The 17,715-nt window shown below is 75.1% G+C and carries 13 protein-coding genes and 1 pseudogene; 10 read left to right on the forward strand and 4 right to left on the reverse strand.

The genetic code is table 11. The annotated features are described in order from the left end of the window. The first annotated feature begins 7 nt into the window (after positions 1-7). The 6 genes from ACF1AK_RS10270 (at position 8) to ACF1AK_RS10295 (ending at position 7,648) form a co-directional block, all read left to right on the forward strand. Complete coding sequence (locus ACF1AK_RS10270; protein WP_391498313.1) at positions 8-1,537, forward strand: PLP-dependent aminotransferase family protein; 1,530 nt, start codon at positions 8-10, stop codon at positions 1,535-1,537. A gap of 225 nt (positions 1,538-1,762) precedes the next feature. Beyond that, complete coding sequence (locus tag ACF1AK_RS10275) at positions 1,763-2,272, forward strand: hypothetical protein (protein WP_391498314.1); 510 nt, start codon at positions 1,763-1,765, stop codon at positions 2,270-2,272. Between the two features lie 147 nt (positions 2,273-2,419). Continuing rightward, positions 2,420-3,241, forward strand: coding sequence for a DUF1963 domain-containing protein (locus tag ACF1AK_RS10280; RefSeq protein WP_391498315.1), 822 nt, complete (start codon positions 2,420-2,422; stop codon positions 3,239-3,241). Between the two features lie 82 nt (positions 3,242-3,323). Continuing rightward, positions 3,324-4,358, forward strand: coding sequence for a hypothetical protein (locus ACF1AK_RS10285; RefSeq protein WP_391498316.1), 1,035 nt, complete (start codon positions 3,324-3,326; stop codon positions 4,356-4,358). Positions 4,359-4,449: 91 nt separating this feature from the next. After that, complete coding sequence (locus tag ACF1AK_RS10290; protein WP_391498317.1) at positions 4,450-5,793, forward strand: KamA family radical SAM protein; 1,344 nt, start codon at positions 4,450-4,452, stop codon at positions 5,791-5,793. Positions 5,794-6,235: 442 nt separating this feature from the next. Continuing rightward, the gene (locus tag ACF1AK_RS10295; protein ID WP_391498318.1) at positions 6,236-7,648 is read left to right on the forward strand and encodes a family 2B encapsulin nanocompartment shell protein; all 1,413 of its coding nucleotides are present in this window, start codon (positions 6,236-6,238) and stop codon (positions 7,646-7,648) included. A 561-nt stretch (positions 7,649-8,209) separates the two neighbouring features. On the opposite strand, the gene ACF1AK_RS10300 is transcribed toward ACF1AK_RS10295, so the two are convergent. Beyond that, entirely contained in the window at positions 8,210-8,788 is a 579-nt protein-coding gene (locus ACF1AK_RS10300; protein ID WP_391498319.1) for a hypothetical protein, read from the reverse strand. A gap of 240 nt (positions 8,789-9,028) precedes the next feature. Here ACF1AK_RS10300 and ACF1AK_RS10305 point away from each other — a divergent pair, with 240 nt between their 5' ends. Together ACF1AK_RS10305 and yidD are read left to right on the forward strand one after the other, a co-directional pair. Then, on the forward strand, positions 9,029-9,799 hold the full coding sequence (locus ACF1AK_RS10305) for a hypothetical protein (RefSeq protein WP_391498320.1): 771 nt from the start codon (positions 9,029-9,031) through the stop codon (positions 9,797-9,799). 106 nt (positions 9,800-9,905) lie between these two features. Beyond that, entirely contained in the window at positions 9,906-10,529 is a 624-nt protein-coding gene (yidD, locus tag ACF1AK_RS10310) for a membrane protein insertion efficiency factor YidD (protein ID WP_391498321.1), read from the forward strand. A 32-nt stretch (positions 10,530-10,561) separates the two neighbouring features. Here yidD and ACF1AK_RS10315 read toward each other — a convergent pair whose 3' ends face one another. Then, positions 10,562-12,925 carry a glycosyl hydrolase family 18 protein gene (locus ACF1AK_RS10315; RefSeq protein WP_391498323.1) on the reverse strand — a complete coding sequence of 788 codons (2,364 nt, stop codon included), beginning with the start codon at positions 12,923-12,925 and terminating at the stop codon, positions 10,562-10,564. A gap of 321 nt (positions 12,926-13,246) precedes the next feature. Here ACF1AK_RS10315 and ACF1AK_RS10320 point away from each other — a divergent pair, with 321 nt between their 5' ends. After that, positions 13,247-13,849, forward strand: a complete 603-nt coding sequence (locus ACF1AK_RS10320) for a class I SAM-dependent methyltransferase (RefSeq protein ID WP_391498324.1) — start codon at positions 13,247-13,249, stop codon at positions 13,847-13,849. A 196-nt stretch (positions 13,850-14,045) separates the two neighbouring features. Next, positions 14,046-14,630, forward strand: coding sequence for a TerD family protein (locus ACF1AK_RS10325; RefSeq protein WP_391498325.1), 585 nt, complete (start codon positions 14,046-14,048; stop codon positions 14,628-14,630). Between the two features lie 187 nt (positions 14,631-14,817). Here the strand turns inward: ACF1AK_RS10325 and ACF1AK_RS10330 are convergent. Both ACF1AK_RS10330 and ACF1AK_RS10335 read right to left on the reverse strand, forming a co-directional pair. After that, positions 14,818-15,432 (reverse strand): annotated as a pseudogene (locus ACF1AK_RS10330) (GntR family transcriptional regulator); the annotation flags it as partial. A 631-nt stretch (positions 15,433-16,063) separates the two neighbouring features. Next, positions 16,064-17,677 (reverse strand): lytic transglycosylase domain-containing protein, encoded by a 1,614-nt coding sequence (locus ACF1AK_RS10335; RefSeq protein ID WP_391498326.1) that lies wholly within the window; start codon positions 17,675-17,677, stop codon positions 16,064-16,066. Positions 17,678-17,715 lie beyond the last annotated feature (38 nt).

Consider the following 17,715-nt stretch of genomic DNA (forward strand, 5'->3'; position numbering starts at 1 on the left):
CGTGACCATGACGGACAGCTCGGTCGATCCGCCCCGGACACCCCGGACGACCCCCCGCCCCGCCGGGCCGGCGGCCGGGCCGGGCGGCGGGAGCGCCACCGCCGCCGCCCGCTGCGACGCGGGCCCGTCCGGCACCGATCTGCACCTCGACCTGCCCGCCGCCGGCAGCCGCCGCTCCGCCCTGATGGCCGCCCTGCGCGAGGCGATCCGCAGCGGCCGGCTCGCCCCCGGCACCCGGCTGCCGCCCTACCGCGCCCTCGCCGCCGACCTCGGGATCGCCCGCAACACCGCGGCCGACGCCTACGCCGAACTGGTCGCCGAGGGCTGGCTCACCGCCCGCCAGGGCTCGGGCACCGCCGTCGCCGAACGGGCCGAACCCGTCCCCGCCCACCGCGCCCGGCGCTCCTCCCGGCCGCCGCGCCCCGTCCACGACCTGCGCCAGGGCCGGCCCGACGCGGCCGCCTTCCCGCGCGCCGCCTGGCTCGCCGCCGGGCGCCGGGCGCTCACCGCCGCGCCCAGCGAGGCGTTCGGGCCCGGTGACCCGCAGGGCCGGCGCGAGTTGCGCCAGGCCCTCGCCGACTACCTCGCCCGGGCCCGCGGGGTGCGCACCGACCCGGAGCGGATCGTGATCTGCTCCGGTTTCGCCCACGCGCTGCGGCTGCTGTTCGACGGCCCGCGCGCGGTGCTCCCCGCCAGGAGCACCGGACCGCTCGCCGTCGAGGGCTACGGGCTGGCCCACCACCGCGGCCTGCTGGCCTCCGCCGGGGTCACCGCCGTACCGCTGCCGCTCGACGAGGACGGCGCCCGGGTCGGCGTGCTGGCGCAGCACCGGGAGGTCCGCACGGTGCTGCTCACCCCCGCCCACCAGTTCCCCACCGGGGGGCCGCTGCACGCGGGCCGCCGGGCGGCGGTGGTCGACTGGGCGCGCGGCCGCGGCGGGCTGGTGCTGGAGGACGACTACGACGGCGAGTTCCGCTACGACCGGCAGCCGGTCGGCGCGGTGCAGGGCCTGGACCCGGAGCGGGTGGTCTACCTCGGGACGGCGAGCAAGAGCCTCAGCCCGGCGCTGCGGCTCGGCTGGATGGTGCTGCCCGACCACCTGGTGGACCGGGTGCTCGCGGTCAAGGGGGAGCGCGAGGGGTGGGCGAGCGCGCTGGACCAGCTGACCCTGGCGGAGTTCATCGACTCGGGCGGCTACGACCGGCACGTGCGGCGGATGCGCCGCCGCTACCGCGACCGTCGCGACCGGCTGGTCGGCGCCCTGGCCGGGCGGGCCCCGCACGTCGAGGTCACCGGGATCGCGGCCGGACTGCACGCGGTGCTCCGCCTCGCGCCCGGCACCGAGCGCTCGGTGCTCAAGGCGGCCGCCTACCGCGGGCTGGCCGTGGACGGCCTGGCGGACTTCCGGCACCCGCGGCTGGCGCCGGAGGCGATGCCGGCGGTGGACGGCCTGGTGGTCGGCTACGCGACCCCGCCCGACCACGCCTACCCGGCGGCGCTGGAGGCGCTCCTCGCGATCCTGCCGCCGCCGCTCTGACGGACCGTCGTACGGGCCGGCGTCCCGTACGGGCGGCGGCGCGGCCGGAGGTGCCGGCGGCGGGCGGAGGCGGGGACGGGCGGCGTGGAGGGTAGGGCTCCGGTCGCCCGGCGGCGGGGGAACCGGAAGGTAATGGCCCCGGCGTCCGCTCGCCGGTCATCCGCCGGTACGGACCGGTGCGGAGGCCGCCGCCGGCGCCGGGACGGCCCCCTACGCTCCTTGGTCATGCGCACATCACTGCTGAGCCGCTCCGGCCTCCCCGCGGTCCTCGCCCTCCTCGTCGCCCTGCTGCTGTCGGCCACGCCCGCCCACGCGGGCACCCCGGTGCTCGCCGTCTCCGTCGACCGGGCGACCGCCACCCCGGGCTCCGACGTCACCCTGACGCTCACCCTGACCAACCCGCACGACACCGCCGCCCAGTTCGTCTACGAGTCCATCCAGCCGACCTACGCCACCACCCTGAACACCGGCCTGAAGTACGCCTTCTCCGCCTGCGGCGGCAACGTCACCGGCTGTGACACGGGGGCCACCAACGGGCTGGTCCACCACTCCGTGCCGGTCGCGGCCGGCGCCACCACCACGGTCACCCTGACCTACTCCATCGGCGCCGACTCGGTCTGCGGCAGCGGCGCGCGGATCGACTTCTACACCTACCTCTACTACGAGTACGCGAACGGCACGGCCAACGACTCCGGCATCTTCCAGGTCCCCGGCAACGAGGTCGTCTGCTCCTGACGGCCGGCGCGCCCTCCCCCCGATGACTCCCCGTCAGGTGCCGGTCGCCCCCGTAGCGGCACCTGGCGGGGCCCTCGCCGGTCCCGGTGCGTTCCCCGCGGCCGCCGCCGGCCCGGCGCTGTCGGACCCTCGTGACAGGCTTGGCGCATGGCCGAACTCGTGACCACCGACACTCGTGCGACCGCCCCCGGTGAGGACGTGCCGCCGATACCCGGCGAGGTCGCGGAGCTGATCCGCGCCCGGGCCGGCGAGCAGCTGGCACCGCTGGTGCAGGGGCTGTTCCGCTCCTCCCTGGTCCTCGACCCCGTGCCGGGCGGGGCCGGTACGGACGGCGGGTCCGCCGGGAGCGCCGGACGGCTCGGCGGGCTCCCCGCGCTGCCCGGGGGCACGGACTGGCCGGAGTTCTCCGGCCGCCCGATGCAACTGCTCGCCCAGCTGGACTGCGCCGCGCTCGCCGAGGCCCACGGGACCACCGGACCGGACACCGGCGGCTGGCCGCTGCCCGCCGACGGGCTGCTGCTCTTCTTCCACGACGAATGGCTCGCCGACTTCACCGGCCGCGGCTGCCGCGTCCTGCACGTGCCCGCCGGAGCGCCGCCGCGCCCCGCGCCGGCCGTCGGGCGGGGCATGCCCGCCCTCCCGGCCGTCCCAGTCCGGGCGGCCCGGGCGCTGTCCGCGCCGTCCTACCAGGACCGCGAGCTGGAGCGGCTGTTCCCCGACGACTTCCTGGTCGCCCTCGACCTCGCCCAGGACCTCGCCGAGCACCTGCCCCGCCCCGCGGTCCGGCTGCTCGGCTGGTGCGACACCGACACCGGCCGCCCCGAGGGCCACCGCCCGCTGCTGCAGATCGACAGCGGCGTGCTGGCCGCCGACTGGGGCGAGTGCGTCAACGTCTCCTTCTGGATCACCGACGAGGACCTCGCGGCCGGCCGCTTCGACGAGGTCCGGCACGGCTTCGAGATCGCCTGACAGGCGGGAGGCCGGGCCGGGGACCTACTGTGGAGACAGGCCCGGGCGCGGCCGGAGCGCGCGGCGGAGCGGTGGGACGGACGTGGCCCCGACGACAGAACCGGACCCCGGGGGCCGGGTGGATCCCGGGCCGGACGGGGCGGGTGACGGCGCCCCGCTGGCCGAGCTGATGCGCTCGATGCGCGACCACCCGGCCCGGATGCCGGAGCTGCTCGCCGTCTTCGGCGTGCGCCACCGCGGGCCGCGCGCCGCCCGCCGGGTGGCGGCACTGCGGGAGGCCCATCCGCAGGCCCCGGAGCACGAGCTGGCCCGGCGGGTCGTCGACCACGCGCGGCGGGTCAGCCGGAACGAGGGCGCGTTCGTCGCCGGCCCCTTCCTCTGGATGGCCCCGTTCGCCTTCTGCACCGCGCTGCTGGCCCAGGGGCAGATGCTGCTGGAGATCGCCGCCCTCACCGGAAAGGACCCCACCGCCCGGGAGCGCGCCCCCGAGCTGCTCGTCCTCCAGGGGGCCCACCCGGACCTCGCCGCCGCCGACCGCGCCCTCGCGGCCGGTCCGCCGCCCAGGAGCGGGCGGACCGGCCGGCTGCGGGGGTTCGGCACGCTGCTCTGGCGGATGGCCCGGCTGCTCGGACTGACCAGCGAGGACGTCGTTCCGCCGCCGTCCCGCTGGCGGACCGCGGGGGAGTGGGCGCTGCTCGCCCTGGTGCTCCTGATGGGCACCGTCGCCCCGCTGATCTGGCTCCCCTACATGGCGTTCTCCTACAACCGGGCCACCGACCGGCTGGCCGCCCGTGCGCTGGCCTTCCACTTCGGCGGGGAGCCTGCCGACTGGCCCGGCACCGGCCGGGGCCGGACCGACGCCGGGATGGCGGCCGCCGCCGGCCGGGTCCTGCTGGCGCTGCTGGTCCCGGTCGCGGCGGTGGGCGTCCTGCTGGTCGCCGACATCCGGCTCGCCGACAGCCGCTGGCCCGTCCTGGCCCTGGTGCTGATCGGCCTCGCGGTCGTGGTGAGCGGGCTGTGGTGGATCGCCCACCGGCACGAACTGCACCCGCCCCGGGACCGCTCCGTCAGCGGCCGGGCGGGCCCGGCTGGCCCGCCGCCGAAGCCCCCTGACTGACCGTCAGGGCGCGGAGGCTAGGCTGCCCGGAGGGCCGCGTGAGGCGGCCGGGAGAGGGGTGACACGGGTGCGAACCGGACAAGACGAGGGCGTGAACGACGACCCCGCGGGCGGCCGGCGGCCGAAGCTGCGCGCGGTCCCCGGCCACCGGCTGGCCGCCCTGCCGCAGCTCGCCGGGGCGGGCGAACGGCTGCGGCACGAGATCGCGGTGGTCGCGGCCGTCCTGCCGTTCAAGGTGAACAACCACGTCCTGGAGGAACTGATCGACTGGGGCCGCGTCCCCGACGATCCGATGTACCGGCTGACCTTCCCGCACCGGGACATGCTCCCGCCGGAGGTCTTCGACCGGATCTCCGCACTGCTCACCGCCGGCGCCCCGCGCGAACGGCTGGCGGAGGCGGTCGCCGTCGCCCGGCGGGCGCTCAACCCGCACCCGGGCGGGCAGCTGGAGGAGAACATCCCCCAGCTCGACGGCCGCCCGGTCCCGGGCCTCCAGCACAAGTACCGGGAGACGGTGCTGCTCTTCCCCGCGCAGGGCCAGAGCTGCCACGCCTACTGCGGCTACTGCTTCCGCTGGGCGCAGTTCGTCGGCGAGCCGGACCTGCGGCAGAGCCTGCCGGGCCCGGCGACCGCGCTGGAGTACCTGCGCGCCCACCGCGAGGTCTCCGACGTGCTGATCACCGGGGGCGATCCGCTGATCATGTCCACCGCCCGGCTGGCCGGCTACGTCGAGCCGCTGCTCGGACCCGGCACCGACCACCTGCGCACGATCCGGCTGGGCACCAAGGCGCTGGCCTGGTGGCCGCACCGCTTCACCACCGATCCGGACGCCGACGACCTGCTGCGGCTGTTCGAACGCGCGGTCGCCGCCGGCCGGCAGGTGGCGGTGATGGCGCACCTCAGCCATCCGCGCGAGCTGGCCGGGGAGGCGGTGCGGGCGGCCGTGGCGCGGATCCGCTCGACGGGGGCGGTGATCCGCGCCCAGGCGCCGCTGATCCGGCACGTCAACGACGATCCGGCGGTGTGGGCGGCGCTCTGGCGGGACATGGTGGGCCTGGGCATCGTGCCGTACTACCTGTTCGTCGAACGGGACACCGGGGCCAGCTCCTACTTCGAGGTGCCGCTGGCACGGGCGGTGGGGATCTACCGGGACGCCGTGCGGCAGGTGTCCGGGCTGGAGCGGACGGCGCGGGGGCCGGTGATGTCGGCGGGGCCCGGGAAGGTCTGCCTGGACGGGGTGGCCGGGATCGGCGGCGAGCGGGTCTTCGTCTGCCGCTTCCTGCAGGCCCGCGAGCCGGACCGGGTGGGCCTGCCGTTCTTCGCCCGGTACGACGAACGTGCCACCTGGTTCGACCAGTTGAGGCCCGCGTCGTTCGAGCGCAGGCCCTGGTTCAGCGCCGAGCCGCGGTTCGCCGAGGAGCCCGCGCTGGTCTGATCCGGACCCCCGCCGCAGGCCTCACCGGCATCCTGTTCGAATGTTGGACACGCGTTCGATGAGCCCGCGCCCCGCCGGTCGGGGGGCGGGCTCGCGCGCTCCTCCGTTCGAGTGGGGTGGATCGTTCCCGCGTCCGGGCCATTCGTGTGCGCAGGAACATCCGGCCCTGGTGGCTCACACCGCGCGGATTCAAACCTTCCGGTCGGAGAGATTCACCCTATCGGGGGGCGCTCGGCTGCGGTGCGGGGTTGCCGGGCCCTTGGTGATCTAGGGTTCCGGATGGATCGCCCGAGCGCGGCGCACCGCATCGCGAAGGCCGCCAAACCTCCCACCGATACGCGTATCTGATGATCCGTCCGAATCGATCCCCCGGCTGCTTCCGGCTGCCGCCGGTCGTACGACGGGTCGGCGTGACCCGATCACACGAAGGAGAGACCTGCCGATGTCCGTGGAGACGACCACCCCGGAGACACCGCAGGTGGCCCAGCAGTCCAGCCTGACGACGGCCGCTGCCCGCAATCTTGCGACGACCACCAAGTCCGCACCGCAGATGCAGGAGATCACCTCCCGCTGGCTGCTCAAGGTGCTGCCCTGGGTGCAGGCCGCCGGTGGCGCCTACCGGGTCAACCGCCGCCTGACCTACACCGTCGGCGACGGCCGGGTCGAGTTCATCAAGACCGGTTCCGAGGTCCGGGTCATCCCGCAGGAGCTCGGCGAACTCGCCCTGCTGCGCGGCTTCGAGGACGAGGAGGTGCTCACCGCCCTGGCCGACCGCTGCGAGCAGCGCGACTTCGGCCCGGGCGAGGTGCTGGCCGAGCGCGGCGGGGCCGCCGACCGGATCTACCTGATCGCCCACGGCAAGATCAACCAGATCGGCACCGGCAAGTACGGTGACGAGACGGTGGTCAGCGTGCTCGGCGACGGCGACCGCTTCGGCGAGCACGCGGTGCTCGACCCGTCCGCCGTCTGGGAGTTCACCGCCAAGACGGTGACCGCCGGTACCGTGCTGTCGCTGCCCCGCCGGGACTTCGAGCAGATCCGCGCCAACTCGCCCGCGCTGCAGGAGCACATCGAGGCCTTCCTCGCGCTGCCCCTCCAGGCCCAGAACGAGCGCGGCGAGGCCGAGATCGCCATGTCGGCCGGCCACCACGGCGAGTACCAGCTCCCCGGCGCCTTCGTGGACTACGAGCTCAAGCCGCGCGAGTACGAGCTGAGCGTCGCCCAGACGATCCTCAAGGTGCACACCCGGGTCGCCGACCTCTACAACCAGCCGATGAACCAGGTCGAGCACCAGCTGCGGCTGACCATCGAGGCCCTGCGCGAGCGCCAGGAGCACGAGCTGGTCAACAATCCGGAGTTCGGCCTGCTCAACAACGCCGACTTCGACCAGCGGATCCAGACCCACTCCGGTCCGCCCACCCCGGACGACCTGGACGAGCTGCTCAACCGCCGCCGCGACCCCGACTACCTGCTCGCCCACCCGCGGACCATCGCCGCGATCGGCCGCGAGCTGAACGCGCGCGGGCTCTACCCGCACCACATCGACCTCGGCGGGCAGCAGGTGCCGGCGTGGCGCGGCGTGCCCATCCTGCCGTGCAACAAGATCCCGATCAGCAAGGAGAACACCAGCTCGATCCTGGTGATCCGTACCGGTGAGGACAACCAGGGCGTCATCGGCCTGCACCAGACCGGCATTCCGGACGAGTACCAGCCGAGCCTGTCCGTCCGCTTCATGGGCATCGACGAGAAGGCGATCATCTCCTACCTTGTGAGTGCCTACTACTCCGCCGCGATCCTGGTTCCGGACGCGGTGGGTGTGCTGGAGAACGTCGAGATCGCGCACGGGCGCCGCTGAGGCGCAGCCCGGACGGGCCGTCCCCGGAGGGCCCGCCCGGGGCCGGGCGTAACCCGGTCCACCGCATGATCGTTTCACCGGATGCCGGACGGCCCGCCCCTGCGGCGGGCCGTCCCGGTGTCGGCCCCCTTCCCGGCGCGGCCGACTCCCGCCGACACGAGAGGTGCACGGAGCCCATGCCGCAGCCCCAGCCGCCCCGGCGGATACCGATGGACGGGTCGTCGTGACCACGGACCCGCGCCCGGTGCCCGTCGCCGCCGGACACGGTGCTCCCGGCGGCCCCCGCGAGCGGCGGATCCGGCTGGCCGGCGCGGCCGCCGCGGTGGCCGCGCTCTGCGCGCTGGTGAGCGGCTCGGCCGCGGCCCGGCCCACGGCGGCCCAGCACGGGGGCGGGCGGCCGCACGGCCCGGTGGTCGAGACCTGCGTCCGCACCGGGGCGGACGTCGCGGTGGGGGCCGGCCGGGGCGGTGTGGACGTCGAGGTGGACGTGGAGGTGGAGGTCGGCGTGGACGTCGACCTCTCCGGGATCCTGCACCATCCGCATCACCCGCACCATCCGCATCACCCGCACTCGCCGTGGCCGACGCACCACCACCCCTGCCCGTCGCCGTCGCCGACCCCCACGCCGAGCCCGACCCCCACGCCCACCGCGACGCCCACGCCCACGCCGACGACCCGGCCGACGCCCACGCCCGTCCCGACGCCCACCGTCACGCCCACACCGACCCCGACGCCGACCCCGACGCCGATCGTCACGCCCACCCCCACGCCGGCGCCGACCCCGCCCCCGAGCCCGGCCCCGGTGCCTCCGGCCCCGCCCGTGCCGCCCGCGCCCACTCCGCCGCCGCGGCCCACCCCGCCGCCCGCGTCGCCCAGGCCGCCGGCGCCCGGCCTCGCCCCAGCCCCGACGCCGAGAGCGGCGACCCCGCCGCCCGCGCCGGTGGTCCCGCCGCCCCCGCCGCCGGAGCCCGCGCCCGAACCGCCCGCGCCGATCCCGCCCCCGGCACCCGCCCCCACGCCCCCGGCGCCCAGCCCGGTGCGGTCGGCCCCGACGGTGCGCGCCGTCCCGCAGGCCCCGCCCGTCCAGGCGCCGGAGCGCCACCACGGCGGTGCGACGACCCGGACCATGCTGGTCGTCACCGTGCCCGCGGTGCTCGCGGCAGCAGCCCTGAGGCCGCGCGGCCGGTCCGGTCGCGGTGGTGGCGGCTCGCGCGGTTCCGGCGGTAGCGGCGGATCCGGTGCCTCCGGCGGCTCCTGAGGCCGCCGCCCCTTCCCCGTCTCCCCTCCTGCTTCCCGTTCGTCGGGCCGCCCCCGGCCCGACGAACGGTCCCGACTGCTTCCGATCGACCCCGTCGATCCCCGACCGAGAAAGGAGTTCCCATGTCCGAGTGGTTGGCGCTGGCCATCGCCATGCTGGCGGCCGGTGCCGTCGTGGTGGCGGTGGTGCTGCTGAGGCACCGCCGTGCCGGTGAGGACGAGGACACCGACGAGACGCCCGACGTCATCGAGTACATGACGATGATGATCGGCGTGGTCTACGCGATCGTGCTCGGCCTCGCCATCGCCGGTGTCTGGGAGGCGCGCGGCGTGGCGCAGGACGACGTCTTCCGCGAGGCGCAGTCGCTGCACGAGGTGAGCGAGCGGGCGCAGGTCTACCCGGTGGAGTTCCGGGACAAGGTCCGCGCCGACGTCGACGCCTACGTCTCCTACGTGGTGGACGTGGAGTGGACGTACATGCGCGAGAACGGCCGGCTCTCCGACCGGGGCACCGAGTTGCTGGAGAAGCTGCGCACCGACGTCGCGACCCGTACCCCGGCCTCGGACCTGGAGGCCCAGGCCTACCAGCCGATCATGGACCGGATCAGCACCGCCGACGACGCCCGCAACGCGCGCGGGCAGAACGCCGGCCCGACCATGCCGGGCGTGGTCTGGTTCGGCCTGATCGTGGGTGCCGTGGTGACGGTCGGCATGGTGTTCGCCCTGCAGATCAGGCGTTCCCGCCGGGAGCTGCTGCTGGCCGGGGCGTTCAGCGCGCTGATCGCCTTCCTGCTGTTCCTCATCTGGGACTTCGACGACCCCTTCGGCCGCAGCGTCTCGGTCACCACCGAGACCTTCACCGATCTGTTCCCGCACCTGGGCGGCGGCGACTGAGCGCCTGAACGATCCTTCCAGGGGGCCGGCCCCGTGGTCTTCGATAGTCTGATCGGGCCGCTGGGGGCCGGCCCCGGTGTGCGTGCGCCGAGAGGAACCGCCAGCGTTGTCCCGTCAAGAGCCCGCCCAGGGCGATCAGTTCCCGACGACCCAGGACCCTGGACGCGCCTGGTGGTGGCTGCCGGCCGAGGAACGGCGCCGGCGCAAGCGCCGGCAGCAGGAGTGGAAGGCCTACCTGCGCCGGCACGGGCAGAAGAAGAAGGACAGCGACCTGGAGGACTACCTCCCGCCCGGCTGCAGCGGAGGCGGCAGCACGGGCGGGGGCTGCCGGGGCGGGGGGAGGAACGGTGACGGCTGCGGCGGTGGCGGCGGGTGCGACGGCCCCTGCCTGATCGGCCTCTTCCCGGTGATGATGGCCGCCGGCCTCCGGTTCGCCCTCGGCGGCGGCCGGACGCGGCGCGCGGCGCAGCGCACGGACCCGGCCGCCCCTCCGCCGCGGGGCCTGGTCGCGGGGGTGCTGTACGGCGCGGTGCACCACTACCGCACCGAGATCAGCCCCGGGCGCGCGGCCTGCTGCCCGTACACCCCGACCTGTTCGACCTACGCCGTCCAGGCGCTGCACCGGCACGGCGCCCTGCGCGGTGCCCGGCTGACGGCGGGCCGGCTGCTGCGCTGCCGCCCGGGCGCGGCCCGGCGCGGGGGTGGCGTCGACCCGGTGCCGGAGCGCTGAGCCCACGCCCCCCGGGGCCGCTGTGCGGAGCGTCAGTTCAGGCTGCTGCTCATCGCGTTGAGCATGGTGCCGGAGGCGTCGTCGTTCTCCAGGGAGAAGGCGAACATTCCGGCCAGGCCCTTGCTCTTGGCGTACGCGCCGCGGGCCTGGACGGCCTGCGGGGTGTCACCGGTCCAGAAGTTGGTGCCGTCGTAGACCCAGGAGGACTCGGTCACCGGGTCCCAGTGGGTGTTGGCGGCGGTCGGGTTGAGCTCCTTCCAGGCGGCCAGGCCGGCCTCCGCGCTCAGCGGCTTGGCCGGGGTCGGGCCGGTCGCGCTCTGGTAGAGGCCGAAGTTGTTGCCGGCCGGCACGCCGGTCCAGCCGCGCCAGTAGAACGGCACGCCCAGCACGATCTTGTTCGCCGGGAAGCCGCCCGTGATGCCGTACTCCGGCAGGCCGCTGGTGTACGCCGTCAGGGTGGTGTCGACGTTGTACTTCCGGGTGCCCGGGGTGATCGGCGTGGTCGGGTCGGCCGGGCTGTCGTGCAGCGGGTCCTGGTGGTTGGTCGGGCCCTTGGCGTCCCACGCGCCGTGCATGTCGTAGGTCATGATGTCGGCGTAGTCCAGGTACGCGCCGATCTTGTCGGTCTCCAGCTGCGCGATCTTGTCCTGGCCGCTGGGCAGCGCCGCCGTCAGCAGGAACCGCTTGCCCTGGGCGTTGCCGAGGGCGTCCAGCTGGGTGCGGAACTCCTTGAGCAGCAGGGTGAAGTTCTGCTTGTCGGCGGGGGAGTAGTGGTTGCCGGTGTGGCCGCCGGCCGAGCCCGGGTACTCCCAGTCGATGTCGACGCCGTCGAAGAGGCCGGCCGCCGCGGCCGTGCCGCCCGCCGGGTCACCGGCGACGTTGGTCGGCAGGTTCCCCTTGAGGAACATGTCGAGGCAGGAGGAGACGAACTTCTTGCGCGAGGCGTCGCTGGCGGCCGCGTCCGAGAAGTACTTGGAGTACGTCCAGCCACCGAGCGAGATGGTGAACCGCAGGTTGGGGTACTTGGCCTTCAGCTGGCGCAGCTGGTTGAAGTTGCCCTTGACCGGCTGCTCCCAGGTGTCGGCGGTGCCGTCCACGCTGGCGGCGCCGTTGTAGTCGGCCTGGTAGTCGGCGTAGGCGTCACCGGCGCCGTCACCGGCGTTGGGGTTGTTCTCGTTCGCCGAGTCCGAGGCCTTGACCGCCTGGAAGCAGGTCAGGTTGGTCGGGTGGATGTTGGCGAACGCGTAGTTGATGACGTCCAGCTTGCCGGCCGCACCGCTGGTGTCCACGTTCTTCGCGTGGTACGCGTTCTCGTAGACGCCCCACTGGTCGAAGTAGGCCGAGCGGAACGGGCTGTTCGCGGGCGCCGCGGCGGTGGTGGTGTTCACCGGGGCGGACTGGGCGGAGGCGTGGGTGCCGGAGTAGCCCTGGACGGTGAAGGTGTAGCCGCGGGTCGGCAGCAGCGAGCTGACCGCCACCGAGGTGCCCATGGAGGTAGCCACCAGCTGGTCGCCCGCGTAGACCTTGTAGGCGACCGGGAGGTCACCGGCGCTCACCGTGGAGGGCTGCCACTTGAGGACCACGGCGTTGTGGGTGACCTTGGTGACGGTGAGGCCGGTCGGCGTGGTGACCTTGCCGTCCCCGGTGGGGCCGGTGCCGGTCGAGGTGGCGGTGGGCGTCACGGTCGGGCTGTTGGTCGCGGTGGGGCTGTTGGTCGCGGTGGGGCTGTTGGTCGCCGTAGGGCTGTTGGTGGCGGTCGGGCTGTTGGTGGCCGTGGGGCTGGTGGTCGCCGTCGGGCTGCTCGTGGCGGTGGGGCTGGTGGTCGCCGTCGGGCTGGCCGTCGTGGTCGGGCCGCCCGGGCCGGTCAGGCTGAGGTCGTCGGCCTGGTACGCGCCGGTGCCGTACCAGCCGTGGGTGAAGACCGTCACCGAGGTGGTGGTGGCGCCCGTGGTGAAGGTGGTGCTCAGCTGGGTCCAGCCGGTGGCGTTGGGCGCCCAGGTCTGGGCGTTGACGCCGGTTCCGGTCGCGCCCAGGTAGACGTAGCTGCCGCGCACCCAGCCGGCCAGGGTGTAGCTGGTGTTCGGCTGGACGGCGACCGTCTGCTGGCACTGCGCGGTGTCGGAGGCCGAGGCGGCGCCGTTCAGCGCGTAACCGCCGCCGTGCACCGGAGTGGTGACGACCGATCCGTTGGCGCAGGTCCAGCCGGCCAGGGTGCCGGTTTCGAGGTCGGCGTTGGTGAGCAGGTTGACGGCGGCGGCCGAGGCGGTGTTGAGGGAGAGCGCGAGGGCGGCGCTGCCGGTGCTGAGCGTGGCGGCCAGGGCGAGCGCGAGCGCCCGGCGGCGCGGAGCGACGGTCCGGCGCTCAGCGGGGCGCGCGGACATGACACGGTCGTGCATGCGGTGGTCCTCCGGAGGAGTGGGGGTTCCGGCGGTGCGATGGCCCGGGATGGGCCGGGGGGGAGCCGGACCGGGCGCCGTGGGGGGTGCGCGGTCGGGTGTACACGTGCGGCAGGGCAGGATGCGGCAGGGCGTGCGGATGCGTGGCGCGGACCGGCCCGGGGGCCGTCGCGGTCACGACATCACAGATTGGACTGGACCAATATTCGCCGTCAAGGGTGTCCGCTGGACGGACCGTCGGCGGCCGCACGACCGGTGCGAGGAGCGCGGGCCCGGTACGGTGGCCTCCCGAGAGGTCCCGCGTCGAACGGAGAACGGGTCATGGACAGCCGCGCCTGGGACGACCGCTACGCCGCGAGCGAGCTGGTCTGGGGTACCGAACCCAACCGCTGGGTGGTCCGCGAACTGGCCGGGCTCGCCCCCGGGCGTGCCCTGGACCTGGCCGCCGGGGAGGGCCGCAACAGCATGTGGCTCGCCGGTCTCGGCTGGGAGGTCACCGGGCTGGACTTCTCCACGATCGCCCTCGGCCGCGCCGAACGGCTCACCGCCGCCCTGCCGGACGCGGTCGCCGACCGCCTCACCTGGCGGCACGGCGACGCCCGCACCTTCGAGGCCCCGCCCGGCGGCTACGACCTGGTCCTCGTCGCCTACCTCCAGCTCCCCGCCGAGGACCGCCGGGCCGCCCTGCGCGCGGCCGCCGGGGCCCTCGCCCCGGGCGGCACCCTGCTGGTGGTCGGCCACGATTCCAGCAACCTCACCGAGGGGGTCGGCGGTCCCCAGGACCCGTCGGTGCTCTTCACCGCGGACGACGTCCTCGCCGACCTGGCCGGCGCCGGGCTGCGCACGGTCCGTGCCGAACGGGTCCGCCGCCCGGTGGGCGACGCCGAGGCGATCGACGCCCTGGTCCGCCTGGAGCGGGCGTAGGGCGTAGGGCGTGGCCGGCGTCGGCGGACCGGGGTGGGCGCAGGGCGTTCCGCGGGCCGGCGTCGGCGGGGGATCCGCTTCCGCGACGCGTCGGCGGGGTATGCAGGTGTCCCGGGACGAGGGCGTACGCGGGGCGCCGAAAAGATCTACAGTGCTGTAGATTCGAGGCGCGCAGGCGAGCAACGAGGAGGGCGCGATGAGCGTTTCGCTGGCGAAGGGTCAGAAGCTGAGCCTGGAGAAGCCGGGTGGAGGCCGACTGGGCGTGGTGCGGATGGGCCTGGGCTGGCGCGCCGCGCAGAAGAAGGGCTTCCTCGCGAAGCTGTTCGCCGGCCAGGACATCGACCTGGACGCCTCGGCGGTGCTGTTCGCCGGGGGCAAGCCGGTGGACGTGGTGTTCTTCCAGCACCTCACCAGCAACGACGGCTCGGTGCGGCACAGCGGGGACAACCTGACCGGCGGCGCCGGGGACGCGACCGACGACGAGACCATCACCGTCGACCTCACCGCCGTCCCGGCCGAGGTGGACCAGATCCTCTTCACCGTCAACTCGTTCACCGGCCAGACCTTCCAGGAGGTCGAGAACGCCTTCTGCCGGCTGGTCGACACCCAGACCGGCACCGAGCTGGCCCGGTACACGCTCACCGGCGGCGGTGCGTACACCGCGCAGATCATGGCCAAGGTGCAGCGCACCGCAGGCGGCTGGCAGATGACCGCGATCGGGCAGCCGGCCACCGGGCGCACCTTCCAGGACCTCATGCCGGAGCTGGTCAAGCACCTCTGACCGGCCTTCCGGACCTGCCTTTTCGGACCAGGCCGGCCGTGGTGCCGGCCGGGTCCGGGAACGGGGTCCGCCCGGTCGGGTGGAGTGCGGCGGCAACCTTGCGGGCCTCTCCGGGCCTCGGCCATCACTGACCGCACTCCGTGGGCAACGTGCGCATGGGCCGCCCACCAGGCCACCGGAACCGTCACAAGGAACAGCGCGCGAGCGAGATCGGTGCGGGGCGCGGCACCTCGACCACGGTCGAGACGGCTACGCCAATGGAACGCATGCGCTCGACCACCCCCTTACCCGCCAGGGGACCCGTCTCGGGCAGCACGATCGGCGTTCCGTCCGTGACAGCCATCGGCTCCCAGGATTCGGAGAGCTGGACAGGTCGCCCGTCGGCGAGGAACTCGTAGTGCGTACGGACGCAGAGATCCCCGGCACTGATGGCAAGCCTCGCGGCGATCGGCTCGGGGGCGGGGACGCGGACCTGACTGTGCGAATCCCAGGCGTCGGCCCTGCCCCGCTCCCTCCTGTCCTGCCGAGGAGGAGAACTCTCCCGGCGTCCGCGGTGCCGTGAGCGGATCAGTCGGAGGCGCTCTCGCGGCCTGCGGACGTAGGTGCCCGAGCCGGCACGGCCTTCGAGGAGGCCCTCGATGATCAAACGGTCCATGGCCCTCTGGATGACGTTGCGTCCGACCCCGTAGTCCACGGCAAGCCGAGCCCGGGAGGGCAGGCGTTCCCCGATCTCCCACTCTCCGGAGAGGATCCGCGCGCGCAGCACGTCGGCTACTGCGAGGTACGGCGCCTCTCGGGGCATGGGTGATCCTCCGGTTGTCCCGCTCTGCGGCAGCTGGTCATTTCCAGGGGGCGTTGGCACGTTACTGCACCGGGGAAAAGCTGCTGGAGTAGGAATACGCTCCGAGCTCATGCGCCTCCGGAGGTGGCCGGCGAGAAGGCCGACTCGCCGCTGACGGCCGCCAAGGCGGACGTAGCGTGCCGGTGCAGGGGCAGCGGTCCCGGACGATGACCAGCTTCGGCCGGTCCGTGGATGCGCAGGGCTGGAGGGAACCGAGGACTCCGGGCAGCCGCGCTCGGGCGGACGGCGACGTGAGCCGGGGGTGCACCGGATTCGGTGTCGCCCCGGAGGACGAGTCGGCGTTCCCGCTCCTGGTGCACGTGCCGCTGCGGTGGCGGACCGGCCGGCGTCGGCCACGCCGGGGCACCCGTGGGAGGGCTGGACGTTCTCGGACGGGTGGCGCAGCCGCGAGACGCTCGCCGTCGTCCTCACGAGGAAGAACGACGGGACGGCGGCCGGGTCGCACGGAGGACGGCTGCGGGACGCCCTCCGCGCACGCCACCGCGCCGCTCGCCGCTCGCCGCGCGCCCCGGCCCGGCTCCCCGGTGAACGGGAGCCGGGCCGGGACCGTCGTGCGGGACCGCCGGGCCGGTCAGCGCGCCGAGGGCGCGGCGGCCGAGGGGGAGAGCGAGGCGCTCGGGGTGGCGCTGGCGGACGGGGCCGCCGAGGGCGCGCCCGCCGGGGCCGTCGCGGTCGGCGTGGGGCAGCCGGGGCCGGTCGCGGTGGCCGTCGCGCTCGGCGTGGCCGTCGCGCTCGGCGTCGCGGACGGGCCGGCGCTCGGGGTGCCGGTGGGGGTGCCCGTCGGCGTGGCGCAGTCGGTGGGTGTGTCCGTGGGCGTCGCGGTCGGGGTGGCGCCCGGGGTGCCGGACGGCGTCGTCGACGGGGTCCCGGAAGGGGTGGTGGTCGGCGTCGCGGTGGGCGTCACGGTCGGGGTGGCGGTCGGGTCCGGGCTCGCGCTGCCGGGCGGCGTGGTGCCGGGTGTGCCGGACGGGGTGGCGCTCGGCTGCGCCGACGGCGAGGCCGAGGCGGACGGGGAGGGCGAGCCGGAGGGCGTCGCGCTCGGCGACGGGGCACCGGTCGGGGTGCCGGTGGGCTCCGCGGACGGCGTCCCGGACGGCGTGGTGACCGGGCCGGTGGTCGCCCCCGGCGCGGGCTGCGCACCGGCGCCCTGACCCGGCGGCACCGGCGTCACCGGCGGCGCGGGCGTCACCGGGGCGAGCGGGCTCGGCGGCGCGGCCGGGAGCAGCGGCGCGAGCGGGCCGGGGGTGCCCGGGCGGTCCGGGGTGGTGACCGGGCTGCCGCTGCCGAAGTGCGCCATCCAGTTGCGGACGGTGCGCAGGTACTCGGAGGAGTGGTTGTAGCCGAGCACCGCGCGGTCCAGCTGCGCCTGGTCGGACAGGTCGCGGCCGCCCGCGCACAGGTACCGGCCGGCCGCCTCGGCGGCGTCGAAGATGTTGTTCGGGTCGGCCTTGCCGTCGCCGTTGGCGTCCACGCCCCAGGACGCCCAGGTGGAGGGGATGAACTGCATCGGGCCGACGGCGCGGTCCCAGGCGGCGTCGCCGTCGTAGCGGCCGCCGTCGGTGTCGGCGATCGCCGCGAAGCCGGCGCCGTTCAGCACCGGGCCGAGGATCGGGCGGAAGGTCGTGCCGGCGGCGTCGACGGCGCCCCGGCCGGCCTGGCCGGACTCGACCTCGCCGATCGCGGCGAGCAGTTGCCAGGGCAGGTGGCAGCCGGGCGAGCGCAGCGCGAGCGCCGCCTCGGCCTTGCGGTAGGCGGCGAAGACCGTCTGCGGCAGGGCGGGCCCGGTGCGCTGCGGGTCGGCGAAGGGCGAGGTGAGCGGGTCGAGCGGCGGCTGGAGCAGCGGCAGGGTGCCACCGCCGTCGACCGGCGCGGTGCCGAGGACACCGGGCGTGCCGGGGATCCCGGGGACGCCGGGGGTGGCGACGCCGAACGGCGAGGCGGTGGTGCCGTCGGGGCCGGTGGCCGCGCCGGGCAGGCCCTGCGCGGTGCCCGCCGCGGCGACCGGGGAGAGGCCGAGGCCGGTCTGCGAACCGGTCAGCGCGGCGAGGGCGGTGAACACCGCCAGCATCCCGGTCACCCGCTTGCCGAGCCGCAGCCGGCGGCCGGCCGTCCGGCTCCTGCGCGGCTCCCCGTTCCCGGCCGGCTCCGCGCCGTCCTGTGCGGCCTCGCCGTTCCTGCTCACCATGCCGTGCCCCTCCCGTCACCGTCCGGTCCCCCGGGGAA

Origin of the sequence: Kitasatospora sp. NPDC015120 (genome assembly GCF_043080305.1) — a bacterium.
GTDB lineage: Bacteria > Actinomycetota > Actinomycetes > Streptomycetales > Streptomycetaceae > Kitasatospora.

Coding starts and splice junctions, on each gene's coding strand:
- ACF1AK_RS10315 (WP_391498323.1), bottom strand. CDS start 12,925: ATGCACGACCGTGTCATGTCCGCGCGCCCCGCTGAGCGCCGGACCGTC.
- ACF1AK_RS10335 (WP_391498326.1), bottom strand. CDS start 17,677: ATGGTGAGCAGGAACGGCGAGGCCGCACAGGACGGCGCGGAGCCGGCC.
- ACF1AK_RS10295 (WP_391498318.1), top strand. CDS start 6,236: ATGTCCGTGGAGACGACCACCCCGGAGACACCGCAGGTGGCCCAGCAG.
- ACF1AK_RS10320 (WP_391498324.1), top strand. CDS start 13,247: ATGGACAGCCGCGCCTGGGACGACCGCTACGCCGCGAGCGAGCTGGTC.
- ACF1AK_RS10305 (WP_391498320.1), top strand. CDS start 9,029: ATGTCCGAGTGGTTGGCGCTGGCCATCGCCATGCTGGCGGCCGGTGCC.
- ACF1AK_RS10325 (WP_391498325.1), top strand. CDS start 14,046: ATGAGCGTTTCGCTGGCGAAGGGTCAGAAGCTGAGCCTGGAGAAGCCG.
- ACF1AK_RS10270 (WP_391498313.1), top strand. CDS start 8: ATGACGGACAGCTCGGTCGATCCGCCCCGGACACCCCGGACGACCCCC.
- ACF1AK_RS10275 (WP_391498314.1), top strand. CDS start 1,763: ATGCGCACATCACTGCTGAGCCGCTCCGGCCTCCCCGCGGTCCTCGCC.
- ACF1AK_RS10280 (WP_391498315.1), top strand. CDS start 2,420: ATGGCCGAACTCGTGACCACCGACACTCGTGCGACCGCCCCCGGTGAG.